Raw genomic sequence first — 19660 nt, 5'->3', positions numbered from 1 at the left:
GCCGTACCGCCCCGCTGAGCGCCGAGGCGGCCGCAGCCTCCGCGGCCAACGCCGGACTCGCCCCGCTCGGGGCCACCGAGATCCCGGAGCTGGACGCCGAGCAGACCCGGCAGAACCTCCTCACCCTGCGCGGTTCCGAGCTGACCGAGGAGCAGCGCGCCAAGCCGTACATCGGACCGCGGCCCGCCATCGTCACCCGGCGTGGCTGGGGGGCGGACGAGGGCCTGCGGGAGAAGAAGTTCACGTACACCAGCAAGGTCAAGGCCGCCTTCGTGCACCACACCGCCTCCGGCAACAACTACAAGTGCTCCCAGGCGCCTTCACTCATCCGCGGCTTCTACCGCTACCACGTCCGCAGCCTGGGCTGGCGGGACATCGGCTACAACTTCCTCATCGACAAGTGCGGGAGGATCTACGAGGGCCGCGCCGGGGGAGTGGCGAAGCCGGTGAAGGGCGCCCACACCATGGGCTTCAACAGCAAGTCCACGGGCATCGCGGTGATCGGTTCCTACGGGTCCAGGAAACCCTCGAAGTCCGCCGTGAAGGCGGTCTCCCGGCTCACCGCCTGGAAGCTGGGACTGCACGGCATGAATCCGAAGGCCAAGACATATCTGACGTCCGGCGGTGGCTACCTCTACGGCAAAGGCAAGAAGGTACGACTGAACGTGATCTCCGGTCACCGGGACGGGTTCAACACCTCGTGCCCAGGGGGAAAGCTGTACAAGAAGCTCGGCACCACGCGCTCCACGGCCGCCCGTTACCAGGGCCGCTGAGGCCGGCCGGGCGTCTTCTGCCGAGGACTTCCGCCCCACGTTCCTCGCGAGGCCGACGATGGCCCGCAAGGCCGCCGACGCCGCGATCGGCGCGACCAGGACCGCGCTGGTCGAGATGGCCCGCAAGCACGGCCGCATCGTGCACCTGGTGCACCCGGCCCACACCACGATGGACTGCGCACAGTGCGGTGCGAGAACCAAGCACGCACTTCCCCTCTCCGAACGCACGTATGCGTGCACCGCGTGCGGAGCCGTGTCCCCCCGGGACAAGAACTCCGCCCGCCTGATGCTCGTCCGGGCTGGTCTCAACCCGGCTGGTGCTGATGGTGGAAGTCCTCCGGGAGCGCTGCTCCCGGAGGCAGCCTGAGCCAGGAAACCCCCAGCTTCAACTGGGGGAGGATGTCAAAACCGCCCGATATCCCCGTACGGCATCCGCGGCGCCCGCCGCCCCGGCACCCTCCCGCTCAGCAGAATCAACCGCGCGGCCCGATGCCGCTGCCCCGCATACGGCTCCAGCAGCTCCAGCATCCCCGCGTCATCGGCATCCCGGTCCCCCGCGAGCGCCCACCCCACGATCCCCGGCAGATGCAGATCCCCCACGGTCACCGCGTCCACCGCCCCGTGACTGCGCTGCACCGTCTCCGCCGACGTCCACGGCCCGATCCCCGACACCAGCTCCAGCCGCTCCTGCGCCGCCTCCGGAGGCATTCCCACCGCCTCCTCCAGCCGCGCGGCGACCCGCACCGCCCGCAGCACCGTCGACGCCCGCTTGTCGTCGACCCCGGCCCGGTGCCACTCCCAGGACGGGATCAGCGCCCAGGTACGAGGCGCCGGCATCACCGACATCCGTTCCGGCGCGGGACCCGGAGCCGGTTCGCCGTACTTCCGTACCAGCAGCCGCCACGCCCGGTACGCCTCACCGGTCGTGACCTTCTGCTCCAGAACCGACGGGATCAACGACTCCAGCACCAGCCCGGTCCGGGTCAGCCGCAGCCCCGGCCGGCGGTGCCGCGTCAGCGCCAGCAGCTTGTGCCGGGGCACGAAGGCGGACGGATCGTCCAGTGCCCCGAGTATCTCCGGCAGCTTCTCCAGCAGCCAGTCCGCGCCCGGCCCCCACGCCTCGCCCCGGACCTCACCGGACCGCTGCGTCACCCGGAGTGTCCCCGGGCCCGCCGGAGTCAGGCTGGCCCGCCACACGGAGCCGTCCGGCAGCGCCCGGAACGTAGGATCCCCGGGCCCGCGCCGCAGCGGCCCGAGCACCAGGCCGAGGTCCAGCGGACCCTCCGGCACCCAGGTGCGTACGCGCGCCGGCGCCGGTGCCTGGCGGGGGACTCCCGCGGCGGCGGGCACGGCGACATGGCCGCCGCGCACGGTCGTACGCGTCGGGCGGGGAGTGAAACGTCCTGCCACGGGAGTCCCAGGGGTGGAGATGAGAGCGGGCCCCATGAGGAAGCGGGGCCTCTAAGAGGGTAGGCGCCCGCGCGCCCGGCTCACCGCACCTCGATGAAGGCGCCCGCCTCCCGCTCGGGCCGCGGACGGGGGTCCTCGGCCGGGTGGCCCACGGCGACCGCGCCCATCGGGTCCCAGCCCGCGGGCAGGTCCAGGGTCTCGCGGACCACGTCGCGGCAGAACATCGTCGACGACACCCATGCCGAGCCCAGCCGTTCCCCGGCCAGCGCGACCAGGAAGTTCTGCACGCCGGCGCCCGTGGCGACCACGAACATCTCCCGCTCGGCCCCGTCCCGCCGCGCGTCCCCGTAGGTGTGCGAGCCGTCCATGACCAGGCAGGGTACGACCAGGTAGGGCGCGTTGCGCAGTACGTCCCCGCGGCGGACGCGCTTGGCGATGGACTCCTCCGTCTTGCCGTCCCGGCGCAGGTCCGCGATCCACGCGTCGCGCATGGCGTCCAGGAGGCGGGTGCGGGACCCGGGAGACTCCAGCAGGACGAAACGCCACGGCGTGGTGTGGTGCGGGGCCGGGGCGGTCACCGCGGCCGCCACCGCGCGGCGTACGGCGTCCGGGTCGACCGGCTCGTCCGTGAAGGACCGCACGGTACGGCGCTGGGTCACCGCCTGGCGGACCGCCTCGGAGGTGCCCAGCCGGAACATGTCGTCGCGCGCGCCGCGCACCATCGCCCGCGCGCCCTCGCCGTCGTCGGCCGCCACCAGGTGCGGCAGACCGCGGACGACGGCCACCGGCAGACCGGAGGCCTTGCCCTTGACCAGGTCACCCGCGGCCGCGAGCTCGTCGGCCGTGGCGACGACCGTGGCGCCGAGCGGATTGCCGTAGGCGTCGGTGCCGCCGCGCAGATCGTCCAGGACGCGGACGCCGGCGGCGCCGATCGCCACGTCCGTCAGTCCCGCGCGCCACGGGCGGCCGAAGGTGTCGGTGACGATCACGCCGGCCTCGACGCCGAGGATGTCGCGCAGACCCTCGCGGATCGCCCGCGCGGAGGCGTCCGGGTCCTCGGGCAGCAGCAGGACCGTGCCGGCAGGGGTGTTGGAGGCGTCGACGCCGGCCGCGGCCATGACCAGGCCCTGCCGGTTCTCCACGATGCGCAGGGGGCCGCGCCGGGCCACCACGCGGACCGTCTCCGCGTCGATGGCGGCCTCGCGGCCGGCTGCCTCGACGACGCGGCCCTCCGCCTTGGAGACGATCTTCGAGGTGACGAGGAGGACGTCACCGTCGGCCAGGTCCGGTGCGGCGGCCGAGATCAGCTTGGCCAGGTCGTCGCCCTCGTGGATCTCGGGCAGGCCCGCCAGGGCCCGGACCTGGTAGCCGTCGGGTGCCGGTGCCGGTGCCGGTGCCGGGTGGGCGCCGCTCATACCGCCCGCACCTCTCCGGCCAGCGTCAGCGCCTCCCGCGCCATCTGCGCGGTCGCCTCGACGTCGGTCATCATCAGCGGTACGGCCCGGCAGCGGATCCCCGCCGCCTCGACACGCTCCACACAGGACGCGTCGACGGTGTCGACCAGCCAGCCGTCCAGCAGGCCGGAGCCGTAGTGCTCGGCCACCGCCGGGGCCGTGGACTCCACACCGACGGCCGCGAGGACCTTGTCGGCCATGCCGCGCACGGGCGCGTCCCCGACGATCGGCGACAGGCCGACCACCGGCACACCCGCGTCGGCGATCGCCTCCCGGATGCCGGGCACGGCCAGGATGGTGCCCACGGAGACCACGGGGTTGGACGGCGGAAAGAGGATCACGTCGGCCCCGGCGATCGCCTCCAGGACACCGGGGGCCGGCTTGGCGTGCTCGGCGCCGACCGGTACGACGGCCTCGGCCGGCACCGAGGCCCGCAGCCGTACCCAGTACTCCTGGAAGTGGATCGCCTTGCGCTCACCGGCCCCCGCGGCGGAGTCGCTGTCGGGCAGCGTCACCGCGACATGCGTCTCCACGCGGTCGTCGGTCATCGGGATCAGGCGTACCCCCGGCTTCCACCGGTCGCACAGTGCCTCGGTCACCGCGCTGAGCGGGTACCCGGCGCTCAGCATCTGCGTCCGCACGATGTGCGTGGCGAAGTCCCGGTCGCCGAGACCGAACCACTCCGGGCCGATGCCGTACGCGGCGAGTTCCTCCTTGAGGTGGAAGGTCTCGTCGGTCCGCCCCCAGCCCTGTTCCTCGTTGATACCGCCGCCGAGCGTGTACATCACCGTGTCGAGGTCCGGGCAGACCTTCAGCCCGAAGAGGTGGATGTCGTCCCCGGTGTTGCCGATGACGGTGATGTCCGCGTCGGGCGCGGCCTGCTTCAGACCGCGCAGGAAACGGGCACCGCCGATGCCGCCTGCCAGAACCACAATGCGCATGGACCCATCCTTGCAGGCCGCCACGACATCGCGTCAGGCAGTCACCGGGCCGGGAGCGGTGCGGGCCTCGCAGTGGGGGGCGAGGGGGGCCTCCCCGGCCGCACGGAGCCGGGACCCGGGGAGCATGGGCATCTCGGTCAGGCCGGGGTAGTAGATGTGCAGGCTGACCGCGGGTTCCAGCGCGTCGTTGACGACCTCGTGGACGTAGCCGGGAGCGAACACGCGCTGGGCCCCGGCCGTCAGCGCGCGCGTGCCGCGCTCCGTCCGTTCGGTGAGGGCGCCGTCCAGGACGGTGAGCACGCCGGAGGAGCGGCCGTGGTCGTGGGTCCCGCTGCCCTGGCCGGGCACCCAGGACAGCAGCCACACCTCGTAGCCGGGTCCGGTGCGCAGCCGGTGGTACCAGCGGCTGGTGGCGTCGTACTCGACGAGGTGCTCCCACCGGGAGCGGTCGGCGGCGAGGGAGCGGGCCAGGCCGGCGAACTCGGCGACGGTGGCCGGGTGCTCGCGCGGGGGCTGGAGCAGGTGCGGGACTTCGAGGATGTCGCCGGCGATCTGGAGGTCGCTGTCGCTGTTCATGGGTGCGGGGGTCCCTTGGCGGAGAAGCGGTGGGGGTGCGGGTCTCGCGGCGCGTGGGCCCGGATCGCGGGCGGGGCGGCGAGAGGTGCCCCGGTGGGAGCGGGGGAGGGAATCAGCGGCCGGGTCGGGTGGACCCGGCGGTGGCGGGAGCGCGTTGGCTCAACAGCCGGAACAGCGACAGCTACAGCGAGCGCGGGCAGCACCGGGGAACCCGGCGGAGCGGGTCGGGGTGAGTGCCTGATTCGCGAGCATGCCCCCTAGGACAGCGGTTCACTCCTCCACTGTCAACTCGACGCCCGTTTCGTGGGACATGGTTCACCTCTTCCGGTTCATCTTGCAGGCGAAAGGTTTGCTCATTCGTTTCCCGGGACACAAGGTGCGCACGGCCGGGCGCCACGCGCGCCGTTGCGATCCTGTGATCCGAATGTGATCCGGTTCGCTTCGTCGCGGGTGTCGCAACGGGATCGATCTCCTGGGCGTCCTACCTGTAGAGGCTCTGTGTGGGGCTGTGAATCCTCAGAGGTCCCTCGCGTGTGTCAAAGTTTAGGGTGATTTGAACACTTTCCGCTCGGCCTTGGTTCCGCAGAGTGAATAAGGGGCCCAATAGCAGATCTCGGCTTGACTCGCCCGGAGCAGCACACTTGTAATTTCACTCGTGTCGTTCAGCCGGAATCGGTAACGGCTGGATCACGGGGACGTGAAAGACGGACGAGGGGCGCACATGACCGAGCTGGTGCAGCAACTGCTGGTCGACGACGCGGAAGAGGAGCTCGGCTGGCAGGAGCGCGCGCTGTGCGCCCAGACCGATCCCGAGTCCTTCTTCCCCGAGAAGGGCGGCTCGACCCGGGAGGCCAAGAAGGTCTGTCTCGCCTGCGAGGTCCGCTCCGAATGCCTCGAGTACGCCCTCGCCAACGACGAGCGCTTCGGTATCTGGGGCGGCCTGTCCGAGCGGGAGCGGCGCCGGCTGAAGAAGGCCGCGGTCTGACGTACGGCGCGCGGCACCGCCCTACGGCACGGCGCCGCCGTACGGCGCGGTGGCTGCCGGGTGCCCGCATCCGTGCCGCACGCCGGAGGCCGCCGGTCTGCTCCGCACACGCGTCACTTCGCACATACGTCACGTATGGCCCGTCGCAGGTGGGTTGTCCACAGGCGGCGGGCCGCTGTGGTGCCCAGCCGATAGTGTGGTCGCTCGTCCGAGACGCCCCGCCGCCCCCACCGGGCACGGGCGTCCCCCACAGTCCACCGAACCGGGGCCCGTACCTCGATGTCCGTGCACAGCCACACGGCAGCCCGGCAAGACCTCGCTGCCAGTCCTGAGTTCCCGCGTCACGTGGTGACCGCGGTCCTCGTCTCCCACGACGGCGCCCGCTGGCTGCCCGACGCGCTCGCCGGGCTGCTCGGCCAGGAGCGCCCTGTCCAGTTCGCCATGGGCGCCGACACCGGCAGTGCGGACGACTCCGCCCGGCTGGTCGCCGAAGCCCTCGGTGACGACCACGTGCTGCACCTCGCCCGGCGCACCGGCTTCGGTCAGGCGGTCGAGGAGTGCAACCGCAGCGCCCCGCACCTCACACCGGACGACCTGCCGTATCTGAAGCGGCCGAGCGGCTGGGACCCGGTCACCCGCAGCTGGCGCGACGACGCCTACGACCTGCCGGAACTGCCGCACGGCGAACCGGTGCAGTGGCTGTGGCTGCTGCACGACGACTGCGCCCCCGAACCCGACGCGCTGGCCCGGCTGCTGCGCGTCGTGGAGAACGAGTACGAGCTCGGCCGCGACGACGTCGCCGTGGTCGGCCCCAAACTCCGCGGGTGGTACGACCGCAGGCAGCTCCTCGAGGTCGGCGTCTCCATCGCCGCCTCCGGCCGCCGCTGGACCGGCCTGGACCGCCGCGAACAGGACCAGGGCCAGCACGACCACGTACGGCCCGTGCTGTCGGTGTCCACCGCCGGCATGCTGGTCCGCCGCGACGTCTTCGACCGGCTCGGCGGGTTCGACCGCCATCTGCCCCTCATGCGGGACGACGTCGACCTGTGCTGGCGCGCGCACTCGGCCGGCCACCGGGTCCTCGTCGCCCCCGACGCCGCCGTCCGGCACGCGGAGGCCGCCTCCCGCGAGCGCCGCACCGTCGACTGCGTGGGCCGCACCTCCGCCTCCCCGCACAAGGTGGACAAGGCGGGCGCGGTCTACGCCCTGCTCGTCAACACCCGTACCGCCGCGCTGCCCTGGGTGCTGTTCCGGGTCGTCCTCGGCAGCCTGCTGCGCACCCTCGCCTACCTCGTCGGCAAGGTCCCCGGCCAGGCCGTCGACGAGATCCGCGGCCTCATGGGCACCCTGCTCCGACCGGAACGGATCCTCGCCGGACGGCGTCACCGCGGCGCCCCGGGGACCGACAAGGACGAGATGCGGCCGCTGTTCCCGCCACCCGGCGCGACTGTCCGCGTCACCGTGGAACAGGTCGCGAGCGACCTCGTCGGCCGCTCCGACCCGGAAGCCGTCTCCGGTGCGGGACGGCACGGCAGCGCGACCGAGTCCGGGCCGGGCGGCGACGACGCCGACTTCCTGGAGATCGAGCAGTTCGCCCGCCTCAAGCGCGTCGCCCGCAAACCGGGCCCGGTGCTCTTCCTGGTGCTGCTGCTGGTCTCCCTCGCGGCCTGCCGCCAGCTCCTCGGCGGCGGCGCCCTCGCGGGTGGCGCCCTGCTCCCCGCGCCCGCCGACGCGGGCGACCTGTGGGCGCGCTACACGGACGCCTGGCACACCGTGGGAGCCGGCGGCACCGGATCGGCGCCGCCCTACCTCGCGATCGTGGCGGCCTTCGCGTCGCTGCTGTTCGGTTCCACCGGCCTCGCCGTGACGATCCTCCTGGTCTGCTCGGTACCGCTGGCCGGCCTCACCGCCTACTTCGTCTCCCGCCCGCTTGTCCCCTCTCGCCTGCTGCGCGCGTGGGCGGCCGTCGCCTACGCCCTGCTGCCCGCCGCGACCGGCGCCCTGGCCGGGGGCCGCATCGGCACCGCCGTACTCGCCGTACTGCTGCCGCTCGCCGCCCGCGCGGGCATCGCCGCGAGCGGCCTCACCGCCGCCGACGGCACGCGCGGAAGCTGGCGCGCCACCTGGGCGTACGCGGTGGTGCTCACGATCACCACCGCGTTCACCCCGATCGTGTGGCCCGTCGCCCTGGTCCTCGGCATCGGTGTCCTGGCCCTGCGCAGAACCGACATCCCGGCCTACGGACTCCGCTTCCTGGCCCAGCTGGGCACCCCCCTCCTGGTCCTCGCCCCCTGGTCGCTCTCCCTGCTCCCCTTCGGCTTCTTCCAGGAGGCCGGCCTGGAGTACGGCCCCTCGGCGGCCTCCGCCCTGGACCTGCTCGGCGCGAGCCCGGGCGGCCCCGGAACCGCCGGCGGCCCGCTGCTCATCGGCCTGGTGCTCGCGGCCCTCGCCGCACTGCTCCGCTCCGAGCGCCGGACCGCGATCCTCACCGCGTGGGCGGCCGCCCTGGTGGGGCTCGTCTTCGCGGTCCTGTCCAACAACTCGGCCTGGGCGGGCCCCGCGACGCTCGTCTACGGCATCGCCGTCCTCGCCGCCGCCGTGCTCGGCGCCGACGGGGCACGCTCGCGGGTCGCCGAGCAGAGCTTCGGCTGGCGCCAGCCCGTCGCGGCCCTGATCGCCCTCGCCTGCGCCGTCGGCCCGCTGGTCCTCGCGGCCGGCTGGATACTCCGCGGCGCCGACGGCCCCGTGGAGCGGCGCGACCCGGTCCAGGTGCCCGCCTTCGTCGCCGAGGAGAGCGGCACCAGCGACCAGGCCCGCACCCTCGTCCTCAACAGCGACTCCGCCGACCGGGTCGGCTATGTGCTGGTCCGCGGCTCCGGCGCCCGTATGGGCGACGCCGAGACCGCCGCGGTGGACGGCGAGAACGCGCGACTCGACAAGGTCGTCGCCAACCTGGTCGCGGGATCCGGCGCCGACCAGGCCGACGAGCTCGGCGGCTTCGCCGTCCGCTACGTCCTGGTCCACCAGGGAGCCCCGCGCGAGGTCACCCGGGTCCTGGACGCCACGCCCGGCCTGAGCCGGCTCAGCCAGCAGGCGGGCGGCGCGCTGTGGCGGGTCGACCGGCAGGTGGCCCGCGCGAGCATCGTCCCCGGCAAGGACGGCGGCGGCGAGCCCGTGCCCGTGGCCGCCGGACCGGTCGAGATCCATACCGAGGTCCCGGACGGCGCCGAGGGCCGCGTTCTGCGCCTCGCCGACGCCGCCGCCGAGGGCTGGACCGCCACCCTGGACGGCAGGCCGCTCCCCCGCACCACGGTCGACGACTGGGCCCAGGGCTTCGAACTCCCCTCCTCCGGCGGCAGGCTGGACGTCACCTACGACGACCCGGTCACCCACACCGCCTGGCTGTGGACCCAGGGGCTGCTCGCCCTGGTCCTCGTCGTCATGGCCCTGCCCGGCCGCCGTCGCGACGTCGACGACGACCTGCCCGAGGAACCGTCCGTGCCCGCCGAGGCCGTTGCCGGAGAGGGCCGCCGTGCCCGCCGCCTGCGCGCCCAGGCGGAGGCGGAGGCCGGAGGGGAGGAAGCCGCCCTCGACGAGGACCTGCCCGCCCCGCCGGAGCAGCCCCCGGCCTCCGCTCCCGTCCCGCAACAGCCCGACCACGGCGACTGGGACGCGGCGCGGTACGCCGACGCCGACCACGACGGCAGCACCTACCCGGCCGACCAGTACCAGCAGCCGTACGCGACGGACGCGTACGGCCGCCCCTACCAGCCCGACCCCTACCAGCAGGGCGGCGAGTACGACCCGTACGCGTACGGCACCCAGCAGCAGCCGTACGACCCGACGTACCGGGGTCAGGGCGGCTACGACCAGAACTACCCGCAGGGCTACGACACTCCGTACGACCCCAACGGCACGGGCGGCGAGCGTCCCGACGGGAGCCAGCAGTGAACCGCACCACCCTGTCCCTGATCGCGGGCGTGACCGCGCTCGCCGCCGTCACCGGCTTCGCCGCGGTGTCCTCACCCGACGCCGGGGCCACGGACGAGCCGGCCCGGGCGGCGGCCCACCTCCCGGTGGAGCGTACGAGCCTGCTCTGCCCGCAGCCGAGCACCTCCGACCTCGCCGAGACGACCTACACGTCCTTCACCCCGGTCACGGAGGGCACGAAGAACGAGGGCAAGGCAGAACTCCGGCCGGCCGCAGAGGTATCCGAGCCCGACGGCAAGGGCGACGAGGAGGCCGGCGGCGAGGGCGAGAAGGGCGACGAGGAAGCCGGGGACGGCGAGAGCGGCAAGGACGGGAAGGACGGGCGCGGCGGCGAGGACGTACTGAAGCCCGGGGAGCCCGGCAAGCCGGTCACCGGGGACACCTCGGGAGGCGAGGCCCCGGCCCTCATCGGCACCGCCGAGGGCCGCTTCGCGCCCGGCTGGACCGTGCAGCAGACGACGGAGGTGGCCGCGGGCACCGGCCGGGGCCTGCACGGCGTCGCCTGCACGCCCGCCGACACCGAATTCTGGTTCCCGGGAGCGAGTACCGGCGAGGACCGCACCGACTACGTCCACCTGACCAACCCCGACGACTCGGCGGCCGTGGTGGACGTCGAGCTCTACGGCAAGGACGGGGCCCTGAAGACGACGGTGGGGGAGGGCATCACGGTCCGGCCGCACTCCGCCGAGCCGGTGCTGCTGTCCACGCTCACCGAGGAGAAGCAGACCGACGTGACCGTGCACGTCGTCGTCCGCAGCGGCCGGGTGGGCGCGGCCGTCCAGGCCCTGGACGACAAGCTGGGCGGCGACTGGCTGCCCGCGTCGGCCGACCCCTCCGGCAGCCTGGTCCTGCCCGGCATCCCGGAGGACGCCACCGCCGTACGCCTGGTCGCCTTCACCCCGCGCGACGCGGACGCCGACCTGACGGTCCGTCTCGCCTCCCCCTCCGGCCTGATCACCCCGGCCGGCCACGAGACGCTGCACGTGAAGGGCGGCATGACGGCGGCCGTCGACCTGGGTGACATCACGCGCGGTGAGCCGGGCTCCCTGGTGCTGACGGCGCCGGACGGCTCCGTGCCGGTCGTGGCGGCGGTCCGGGTGCTGCGCGGCGAGGGTGAGAAGCAGGAGTCGGCGTTCATCCCGGCCGCCCGTCCGGTCGGCGACCGCGCGACGGCCGTGGACAACACCGCCAAGGGCACCACCCTCGCGGTGACCGCGCCCGAGGGCACCGCCGAGGTCAAGGTGACCGCCTCCGCGGGCACGAAGGGCGGTACGCCGGCCTCCAAGACCTACACGGTCAAGTCCGGCACGACCCAGAACATCGAGGTGCCCGCGCCGTCGGGCGTGAAGGGCACGTACGCCCTCACGGTCGAACCGGAGGCGGGCACGCCCGTCTACGCGTCCCGCACCCTCGCGGCGACGGAGGGCGGCGTCCCGTTCTTCACCGTCCAGCCGCTTCCGGACGACCGGGGGACGGTGGCGGTACCGGAGGCGCGCGAGGATCTGTCGGTCCTGCTCTGAGCCCGGGTTCCCGGAACCGGAGCAGGGAGTCGGTCACCCCGGTCGTCTCCTCGGATGACATGTGGGCCCAGGTGGGCAGCCACATGGCTGTCCGGGACACCTCCGAGGCGTGGTCGCAGTGCCGGGGGACGTAGCGCCGGTAGAAGGGCAGGTCACTCAGGGCCGGCCAGATGGCGCGGGCGTCGACCCCGTCGCGTCGGGCGTGCTCCACGACGACGTCCCGCGCCTGTGTGGTGACGCAGTACAGCCAGCAGGACGGTGAGGCCCACGGCTCCGCCGGGCGGGGGGACAGGCCCTGTCCCGCCAGGCGGGCCCGGTAGCGCTGAGCGACCTGAAGGCGACCGGCCACCAGCTCGTCCCAGCGCTCGGCCTGGGCGGCGCCGACGGCGGCACTCAGGTTGGTCATCCTGCCGTTGCGCCCCGCCATGCTGTGGTGATACCGTCTGTCGGTACTCATGCCGTGGTGGGCGAGCAGACCCACCCGCTCCGCCAGTTCGGGGTCGTCCGTGAGTACGGCCCCGCCCTCGCCGCAGGTGATGGCCTTGTTCACATGGAAGCTGAAGATCGATGCGATGCCGAAGCCACCCGCGGGACCCTTGGCGGTCCGGGCTCCGTGGGCCTGCGCGGCATCCTCGATGACCGGTACCCCGAGTTCGGCGAGGCGGTCGTAGTCACAGGGATGTCCCATGAGGTCGACGGCGATAACGGCCTTCGTGCGTGGTGTCATCAGGGCCTGGGCCGCCGCGGGGTCGATGGTCCAGTTCCCCGGCGAGATGTCGCACAGCACGGGAGCGGCCCCCACGGTGAGCACGGCGGCAGCGGGCGCGGCGAAGGTCAGCGCCGGGACGATCACCTCGTCGCCGGCGCAGATTTCCAGAGCGGACAGCGCGATCTCCAGAGCCGTCGTGCCACTCGACACGGCTGTTGCGTACGCTCTGCCGGTCAGCTGCTCGAGCGATCGCTCGAAGGCGCCGACGTATGAGCCGGTTCCCGAGATCCAGCCGGATGCCATCGCCTCCCGGACGTTCTCGGACTCCTTCTCACCCAGTGTCGGCCGGGACAGCGGGAACCTCATCCTCACCTCGGGGCAGCAGTCGTCGGAGCGCGGACCGTCAGGGCTGTGGCAAGTCAGCGGAGGCGGAGAACGTCAGCCCTCGTCCCAAGGGGACCGGGCCCGCCCACCTCGGCGAGAACGTCGGCCAGAGTTGTGGCGAGCGGAACCGTCGCCTGCCACCCTGTCAGCCACCGCGTCTTCACGGGGTCCCCGATCAGACTGTGCGCGTCGGCTCCCCGTGCCAGGGCTGGATCCTGCCGGTAGGCCAGCGGGCGGCCCGTCAGGCTGATCATCGTCTCCACCAGCGTGCGGATCGGGGTGCCGACGCCGGTGCACAGGTGGTAGACCTCGCCGGGCTGCCCGTCCCGCATGAGCAGCCACAGTCCCCGTACGGCATCGCGTACGTCGAGGAAGTCCCGTCGGGCCTCCAGGTTGCCGACCGTGATACGGCTGTGGTCCGAGCGGACGGCCGCCGCCAAGCGGTGCGAGAGGGACGGGATCAGGTACTCCTGGCTCTGTCCCGGCCCGATGACGTTGAAAGGACGGACGACGACCATCCGGAGCGCGTGCGCGGCGAAGTAGTGCCGGGCTGCCGATTCGGCTGCCAGTTTGCTTGCCGCGTACGGCGACAGGGGCGCGGGCTGATAGTTCTCGGTGAGCGGTGCGTCGACGTGGGCTCCGTCGAAGACTCCGGCACTGCTCATCACGAGGACCTTGGTTCCCGGGCAGGCGACGCGGGCGGCTTCGAGGAGCGAGACGGTACCCCCCGCGTTCGTACGCCAGGTGTGGGCGGGATGCTGCCATGACCGCCGCACGCTGGCCTGGGCCGCCAGATGGTAGATGCGCTCGGGTGCGGCCCGCTCCAGAACACGTGTCAGGTGCGCCGTGTCACCGATGTCGCAGTGCGGGAGGTCGATCTCCCGCACGTTCTCCCCCTGGGAGCGGAGGAGGGCGCAGAGCCAGGACCCGATGAAGCCGGCTGCGCCGGTGACGACGGTGCTCATCGGAAGCTCCCCGGAAAGATCATGTCCCTCCAGACCCGTGGCTGCTGCTGAGGGCTGGAATGATATGTCCTTGCCAATGCGTGCGGTCAACAGGGCGTGTCCATCCGTCAGGTGATGAAGCGTCACAGGTGTGAGTCGTCCGGCTGCGCAGACGGCCCGGAACCGGACGAGTGGGCCTACTCACGGTGCGTCACCCGGTATGTTCGGACAGGCCTGCCGTCCGCCGCAGCTGGAGGAGTGTGGAGTGCATCACCAGTTCGCCGTGCTCGCCGACCCCGCCGACGTACCCGCTCCACCCGCGTCCGACCGCCTGCGCGTCAGCGGCTGCTCCGTGGTCGTCCATTTCGCGCACCGTCTGTCCGAGGGCCTCGATTTCTCGCGGCTCTTCACAGCCGGTGGGCTACGGGAGATCGACGACGACCGTTCGTACGCCTCGAAGGTGCGGGCCGGTTCCGGACTCGTGTACTCCGCGCTGTTCGACTGCGGGCCCCTGCCCGCGGCGCTCGCTCGCGTCGTGGGCAGCAGCCACGCCGATGGACTGAGGCAGGCGGCGGTCTCGCTCGGCGGCGCCTATGTGGTGACGGCTCTGCCGATCATCCTGTCGGTGCCCGGGCCGATCACCGACGCGACTCTGGCGGTCGAACTCGCCACCCCCCTGACCACTGACACGCTGCTGCGCTTCGTCTCGCTCCTGGGCGCTCCGGACGTGTCGGGACTTCTCGCGGAACAGTCCGCCCGCGCCCTCGCCGAGGCCGTCGGCATCGAGCGGACCGACATCGAGAGGACGTGGGCCGTGGAAGGCTCCGTCGCGATGCAGGTGTGGAACCTCGACGGCACCCGGGGCCGCGCCAGTACCAGCATGTACGCGGGGGTGAACGAGTCCGCCCAGTACGCCTGGGAGATCTCCGCGCTGCTCTCGTACCCGACCGATCACCTCGTGGAGGACGGCCTGTGGCTGCGGCGCAGCCCGCAGAGCGTCTACGGACACGTACGGACGGGTATGGCGTTCTTCGACGATCACATGGTGTTCGTCAACGCGGACTGCTGTCTGGAGATGGCGCATCTGCCGGCCTGGCTGCGGGGCAGGTCGCAGTTCCGACTGTCCGAATACGGCTACGACTCTTCGTCGATATTCGTGTGGACGGCAGGAATCGTGCGGCGGATCGTCTGTGACGACCTGAGCGCGCGTTACCGGTCGGTCCTCGCGGATCTCGCGGTACGCCACGAGATACCGCCGACGGAACAGTCCCTGCTGACCCGCCGGAGAGTCCAGCACGCGGCACTCCTCGATCGGTGCGTCGGCTTCCGGGAGAAGCTGACCGAAGGCAGGAACCGGAGCCTGGACGAGTGGGCGGAGCGGGCGCGGCCCAGTGCACAGGTGGTCGCCATCCTTAGCAGGGACATGGAGAAGTGCGAAGCGGTGTCGCTGAGTCTTCTCCGGGTTCGTGAGGAACAGGAGAAGAACCGGAGGGACCATCTGATCGCGGTCATGGGCATTGTCCTGGCCGTTGTTCAGATTCCTGATTTCGTTGACCAGGTGGCTGGCTGGCTGAACGAAGGCCAATGGCGACTGCTGGGGGTGTCGGTATTGCTGATCGTCGTGCCGCTCGCCGCGCTTGTGCAGATACGACGGCGCAGAACCCGGTGAGACCGGCCACGGCCGACCATGACGAGAAGCCCGAAATGTGCCCAGGGGCTACTGGAGAGAGAAGATGGACGACAGCCTGCGCAGCACGATCCTTGCCGTCGACGAGCGGCTGACCGATGCCACGATCACGTGGCTGCGCCACCCCGTGGAACACGCCGAGGAGCAGGGCGCTCCGGCCGACGGCGGGAGCCTTCGCGCGTCCCGGGACGAGGCCTCGCACGACGAGGACGCCTATCTCGTGGTGGCCATGGCGGCCGCGGCCGTGGCCGCCGCGGAGGCCCGCGCGGACTTCGACGAAGACATGCCGTTGAACGACCGGAAGGTCATGGTGGACGGGGCGGCCACCGAAGCCGCGGAAAAGATTCTGGACCGCGCACCCTTCGGAATCCTCGTCGCCGCCGGTGAAGGCGAGCGCGACGACAGCCCGGGCGCCCACACCGGCCAGCGGCTCGGTCTGCGGGGCGACGACCCGTCCGTGGCGATCGACGGCGTGTTCGACTATGTGGACGGTACCGAACTGGTCGCGACGAACCAGCCTGGGGCCCTGACGCTGGGTGGCTTCGGTAGCGGCGTCCGGCCGGTCCCCGACCTTCAGGCCTACGCCGCCCTGGCGCCGACAGGCGTCCTGGGCGACCTTGACATCATGGCCAGGCCGGAGGACGGTCTCGTCCCACTGCTCGAGAACATCGCCCGCGCTTCGGGGAAGCGTCCGGACGCGCTGACCGTGGCCACCCACTCGATCGCCTCCAAGCCGATGCACAGCACGCTCATCGACCTCATGCGAGGGCGGGTGCGTGAGGTCCTCGTGCCCGAGCGGGTCACCGTGGAGCCGCCCTACCTGCTGTCGCTCGCCGGAATGAGCGAGCCCAGGATCGACAGCATGATCGGTGCCATCGGTCTGTCGGAGCTGGCGTTCGCGGCGGGACTGGTGGACCTGGTGGCGCCCGAGATGGGCTTTGTGTTCCGACTTGCGTCGATCGCGGGCCCTCGCGCACAGCCGGATCTGACCGGCCTTGACGCGTTGTTCGTGTTCTCCGAGGATGAGGAGGCTGCGCTCAGGTCAGGGGGCTGGGACAAGGACCGGCAGTACCGGAGCGAGGACCTGGTGCGGCCGGGAACGAGCCGGGCCGCGGCTCTCTTCGCCGTCACTGACAACCCCGCCCTTGGCCTCCGGGGGCCGGAACCGCGTGATGGAGGGGCTGCACACGTGGAGGGGTTCCTGGTCAAGCAGGCGGGGAGGGTCGGCAGAATCAGCCTCAGCTACCGTAGGTGAGCGTGCTGCGGCCGACGAGGACGAAGAAGGGGATGGGGCATTGATTCTGTCGACTCGCCTGGTGATGTTCGACTTGGACGACACCCTGGCTCTGTCCAAGGCTAAAATCACTCCTCGGATGACTCAGTGTCTGACGCGCCTCCTGGCCCAGAAGCACGTCTGCATCATCTCCGGCGGCCGGTACGAGCAGTTCCAGACACAGGTCCTGGACGAGCTGTCGCTCCCGGCCGGGCTCGCCGAGCGTCTGCACCTCATGCCCACCTGCGGTACGCGCTACCTGAGATGGGACACGGTCGGCTGGCAGGACATCTACTGCGAGAACCTGGCCGAGGCGCAGAAGGCCCTCATCGTGAGCGTCCTGACCGAAGGCGCGAGGGCCCTGGGCCTGTGGGCCGAGAGGACCTGGGGCGAAGTGATCGAGGACCGCGGCAGTCAGGTCACCTTCTCCGCCCTCGGGCAACAGGCTCCGCATGAGGCGAAGGCGGCCTGGGACCCGGATGGATCCCGCCGCCGTGCCCTGCGGGAGTACGTGGCGGTGCGACTGCCCGACCTGGAGGTCCGCAGTGGCGGGTCCACCTCCATCGACGTCACGAAGAAGGGCATCGACAAGGCCTACGGCGTCGAGCGGCTTCTGGAGCACCTTGATCTGCGCGTCGAGGACGTTCTCTTCTTCGGCGACCGGCTCGACGAGGGCGGCAACGACTACCCGGTGCGGGAGTTGGGCGTGCCCTGTGTCGCCGTCACAGGCTGGGAGCAGACCGCCGACCACATCGATGTCATGCTTGAGTCGGACCCGGACCACCCTGCCCTTCCGTTGCTGGCCCCGCTGGATCCGGCGTGACCGAAAGCCGGGGACCCGTGGGCTCCGGCCCTCACGCGCCCTGGGAGCAACTGTCCCGGACGACGGTGTACGAGAAGTACGGGCGCTCCGTGGTGGAGGTCACGTACCGGCTCCCCTCCGGCCGTGTGGACGTCTTCAGCGTGCGTGCGGATCGGCCGAGTACCGCTGTCCTGGCCCTGACGGCGGAAGGGGAGATCCTCCTCGCCAGACAGTTCCGGCCCGGACCCGGGCGGTTCCTCCTGGAACTGCCCGGTGGCTACGTGGAGGCAGGGGAATCGCCCCGGGACACGGCGGAGCGCGAGTTGCTGGAGGAGACGGGGTACGACGGCGACGTCGAGGTGGTCGGGAGCTGCCTCGGTGACTCGTACAGCGCGTCGGTTAAATTCTGTGCGGTTGCCCGCAACTGCACCCTCCGGCAGCCGCCGCGGCCGGACGACGCGGAGTTCATCGAGGTGCTGAAGGCCGGACCGCAGGAACTGCGTGCGTTGCTGCGCTCCGGGGACGTCACCGATGTCGACCTCGCCTACATGGGGATGGACGCGCTCGGCCTGCTCTGACACGGCCCGCTGCCGTCCCGAAGGCGGCGGGGCACACAGCGTGGCACGGCTGTCCGTCAGTCCTCGCCGTAGCGGGGGTCGACGGTCTCCGGGCTCAGGCCCAGCAGGTCGGCGATCTGTTCGACCACGACCTCATGGACGAGGGCCGCCCGCTCGTCGCGCCCCTTGGTCCGGATCTCTACAGGCCGCCGGTAGACCACCACCCGCGCCGGCCGCCCCTCACGGGCGGCCACGGTCCCGCCCAGCGGTACCGTCCCGTCGCTCCATGCGGCGTCCGCCCCTGTGCCGTGCAGCCGCGGTACGTCCAGCACCAGGAAATCGATGTCGGAGAGCTGCGGCCAGCGCCGCTCCAGCCGCTCCACCGAGTCCTGCACCAGATCCGCGAACGTCTCCGCGCGGCTGGCCGCGAGCGGCACCTGGGGTGGAGCGACGGGACCGCGCATGCCCCGGCCGTGGCGATCACGGCGTCGGGGCCCGGGGCCGGTGGGACGGGGAGTCACAGGGCTGTCCATCACTGCAAAGAGTAGTCGTCGCCCGGCCGTCCCGCCCGAACCCCCACCCGCCTTCCGGCCGACCCGCGCGTCATGTCACAACATGACCATTCCAGCCAACGTTGGGCTCGATTTCGTACCCTTCCGAGATCGATGACCTCAAGCCGATTGGCAGTGTTTGTGCCGACTGGTGACCGATATCAGTACCGATCGGTATCCTGGCCCCGTGTGTCGACCCAGGTCAGCAAGGCATGGTCAAAGTGGCACGTGGGGCGTTTCGCACCACGACACGGGGGAGTGACCCGAGGGAGAGTCGTCGCGGCCCGCTCAAGAGTGCGGTACCGTCCAACATCGTGAGCCCTGTACGTCGCTGTTCGCGCACCGCCTGCGGCCGTCCCGCCGTCGCGACGCTGACGTACGTCTACGCCGACTCGACCGCGGTTCTCGGCCCCCTCGCCACCTACGCCGAACCCCACTGCTACGACCTGTGCGCCGAACACTCCGAGCGTCTCACCGCGCCGCGCGGCTGGGAGGTCGTCCGCCTGCTCGGCGGCTCGGCCCCGGCCCAGCCCAGCGGGGACGACCTGGAAGCGCTGGCGAACGCCGTGCGTGAGGCTGCCCGCCCTCAGGAACGGGGCTCAAGGGCCGGTGACGCCGGAGGACGTTCGGCCGATCCCATGGAGGTCGCGCGGCGCGGCCACCTTCGCGTCCTGCGCTCGCCCGAATCCTGACTCCGGCTCCCACAGAACGGGTCGCCGAAGTGCCCCGGCGGGGCGGCGGACCTCCTCCCGGACACCGCCCGAGCCGCGGTACCCACACGGTTATATAGGCTGGTTGAAGCTACCGTTCCCCTGCGTCCGACCGCGAAGGACACCACACGATGCCGCTCGTCGAATCCAGCCTCCTGGAGATCCTCGCCTGCCCGGCCTGCCACTCCCCCCTCGAGGAGCAGGACACCGAGCTGACCTGCACCGGCCAGGACTGCGGTCTGGCCTACCCGGTCCGCGACGGCATCCCCGTACTCCTCGTCGACGAGGCCCGCCGCCCCGCGTAGCACCGCCCCGCGCACGCCCCGCGCACCGCGCACGCGCCCCGCCGATCCGAGATCGGAGCCTGCCGCACATGCTCGACGAATCGCTGCTC

17 protein-coding genes and 1 pseudogene are annotated in these 19660 nt (G+C 71.8%); 11 read left to right on the top strand and 7 right to left on the bottom strand.

Annotated elements, in window-relative coordinates; genetic code table 11:
- Together B9S61_RS13445 and B9S61_RS13440 are read left to right on the top strand one after the other, a co-directional pair.
- On the top strand, window positions 1-773 hold a 773-nt coding region (locus tag B9S61_RS13445), incomplete at its 5' end, for a peptidoglycan recognition protein (protein WP_181007360.1).
- A 16-nt stretch (window positions 774-789) separates the two neighbouring features.
- A pseudogene (locus B9S61_RS13440) lies at window positions 790-1140 on the top strand (zinc ribbon domain-containing protein); the annotation flags it as partial.
- Between the two features lie 35 nt (window positions 1141-1175).
- Here the strand turns inward: B9S61_RS13440 and B9S61_RS13435 are convergent.
- The 4 genes from B9S61_RS13435 to B9S61_RS13420 form a co-directional block, all read right to left on the bottom strand.
- Window positions 1176-2183, bottom strand: coding sequence for a DNA-3-methyladenine glycosylase (locus B9S61_RS13435; protein ID WP_103542472.1), 1008 nt, complete (start codon window positions 2181-2183; stop codon window positions 1176-1178).
- 80 nt (window positions 2184-2263) lie between these two features.
- Window positions 2264-3598: a coenzyme F420-0:L-glutamate ligase gene (locus tag B9S61_RS13430; protein ID WP_103542471.1), complete on the bottom strand. Its 1335-nt coding sequence runs from the start codon at window positions 3596-3598 to the stop codon at window positions 2264-2266.
- Window positions 3595-4578, bottom strand: a complete 984-nt coding sequence (gene cofD / locus B9S61_RS13425) for a 2-phospho-L-lactate transferase (protein WP_103542470.1) — start codon at window positions 4576-4578, stop codon at window positions 3595-3597. Before cofD ends, B9S61_RS13430 begins: the two co-directional genes overlap by 4 nt.
- Before the next feature lie 33 nt (window positions 4579-4611).
- Window positions 4612-5154 carry a cysteine dioxygenase family protein gene (locus B9S61_RS13420; protein WP_103542469.1) on the bottom strand — a complete coding sequence of 181 codons (543 nt, stop codon included), beginning with the start codon at window positions 5152-5154 and terminating at the stop codon, window positions 4612-4614.
- Between the two features lie 721 nt (window positions 5155-5875).
- Here B9S61_RS13420 and B9S61_RS13410 point away from each other — a divergent pair.
- The 3 genes from B9S61_RS13410 to B9S61_RS13400 all read left to right on the top strand — a co-directional run bounded on the left by B9S61_RS13410 (window position 5876) and on the right by B9S61_RS13400 (window position 11649).
- The gene (locus B9S61_RS13410; protein ID WP_103542468.1) at window positions 5876-6139 is read left to right on the top strand and encodes a WhiB family transcriptional regulator; all 264 of its coding nucleotides are present in this window, start codon (window positions 5876-5878) and stop codon (window positions 6137-6139) included.
- A 345-nt stretch (window positions 6140-6484) separates the two neighbouring features.
- Window positions 6485-10090 carry a glycosyltransferase gene (locus B9S61_RS13405; protein ID WP_258039644.1) on the top strand — a complete coding sequence of 1202 codons (3606 nt, stop codon included), beginning with the start codon at window positions 6485-6487 and terminating at the stop codon, window positions 10088-10090.
- Entirely contained in the window at window positions 10087-11649 is a 1563-nt protein-coding gene (locus B9S61_RS13400) for a DUF5719 family protein (RefSeq protein ID WP_103542466.1), read from the top strand. Before B9S61_RS13405 ends, B9S61_RS13400 begins: the two co-directional genes overlap by 4 nt.
- Here the strand turns inward: B9S61_RS13400 and B9S61_RS13395 are convergent.
- Together B9S61_RS13395 and B9S61_RS13390 are read right to left on the bottom strand one after the other, a co-directional pair.
- On the bottom strand, window positions 11570-12724 hold the full coding sequence (locus tag B9S61_RS13395) for a DegT/DnrJ/EryC1/StrS aminotransferase family protein (RefSeq protein WP_103542465.1): 1155 nt from the start codon (window positions 12722-12724) through the stop codon (window positions 11570-11572). The two genes, B9S61_RS13400 and B9S61_RS13395, sit on opposite strands and share 80 nt — an antisense overlap.
- 53 nt (window positions 12725-12777) lie before the next feature.
- Window positions 12778-13707 (bottom strand): GDP-mannose 4,6-dehydratase, encoded by a 930-nt coding sequence (locus B9S61_RS13390; protein ID WP_103542464.1) that lies wholly within the window; start codon window positions 13705-13707, stop codon window positions 12778-12780.
- A gap of 244 nt (window positions 13708-13951) precedes the next feature.
- Between B9S61_RS13390 and B9S61_RS13385 the strand changes: the two genes are divergently transcribed.
- The 4 genes from B9S61_RS13385 (at window position 13952) to B9S61_RS13370 (ending at window position 18026) form a co-directional block, all read left to right on the top strand.
- Window positions 13952-15355, top strand: a complete 1404-nt coding sequence (locus tag B9S61_RS13385) for a hypothetical protein (RefSeq protein WP_103542463.1) — start codon at window positions 13952-13954, stop codon at window positions 15353-15355.
- A 64-nt stretch (window positions 15356-15419) separates the two neighbouring features.
- The gene (locus B9S61_RS13380) at window positions 15420-16628 is read left to right on the top strand and encodes a fructose-bisphosphatase class II (protein WP_103542462.1); all 1209 of its coding nucleotides are present in this window, start codon (window positions 15420-15422) and stop codon (window positions 16626-16628) included.
- Window positions 16629-16692: 64 nt separating this feature from the next.
- Complete coding sequence (locus B9S61_RS13375; RefSeq protein WP_103542461.1) at window positions 16693-17469, top strand: HAD-IIB family hydrolase; 777 nt, start codon at window positions 16693-16695, stop codon at window positions 17467-17469.
- Window positions 17466-18026, top strand: a complete 561-nt coding sequence (locus tag B9S61_RS13370) for an NUDIX hydrolase (RefSeq protein WP_103542460.1) — start codon at window positions 17466-17468, stop codon at window positions 18024-18026. Before B9S61_RS13375 ends, B9S61_RS13370 begins: the two co-directional genes overlap by 4 nt.
- A gap of 56 nt (window positions 18027-18082) precedes the next feature.
- Here the strand turns inward: B9S61_RS13370 and B9S61_RS13365 are convergent, their stop codons facing one another.
- On the bottom strand, window positions 18083-18538 hold the full coding sequence (locus B9S61_RS13365; RefSeq protein WP_103542459.1) for a metallopeptidase family protein: 456 nt from the start codon (window positions 18536-18538) through the stop codon (window positions 18083-18085).
- Window positions 18539-18768: 230 nt separating this feature from the next.
- Between B9S61_RS13365 and B9S61_RS13360 the strand changes: the two genes are divergently transcribed.
- Both B9S61_RS13360 and B9S61_RS13355 read left to right on the top strand, forming a co-directional pair.
- Complete coding sequence (locus tag B9S61_RS13360; RefSeq protein ID WP_103542458.1) at window positions 18769-19248, top strand: DUF3499 domain-containing protein; 480 nt, start codon at window positions 18769-18771, stop codon at window positions 19246-19248.
- 149 nt (window positions 19249-19397) lie between these two features.
- A complete protein-coding gene (locus B9S61_RS13355) occupies window positions 19398-19571 on the top strand; it encodes a Trm112 family protein (protein WP_103542457.1) in 174 nt (57 codons plus the stop codon).
- The last annotated feature ends 89 nt before the right edge of the window (window positions 19572-19660 follow it).

The sequence above is a fragment of the Streptomyces sp. SM1 genome (genome assembly GCF_002910825.1).
Taxonomy (GTDB): domain Bacteria; phylum Actinomycetota; class Actinomycetes; order Streptomycetales; family Streptomycetaceae; genus Streptomyces; species Streptomyces okerensis.
Note: the sequence above shows the minus strand (reverse complement) of the source record. Positions and strands in the feature narration are given on the sequence as shown.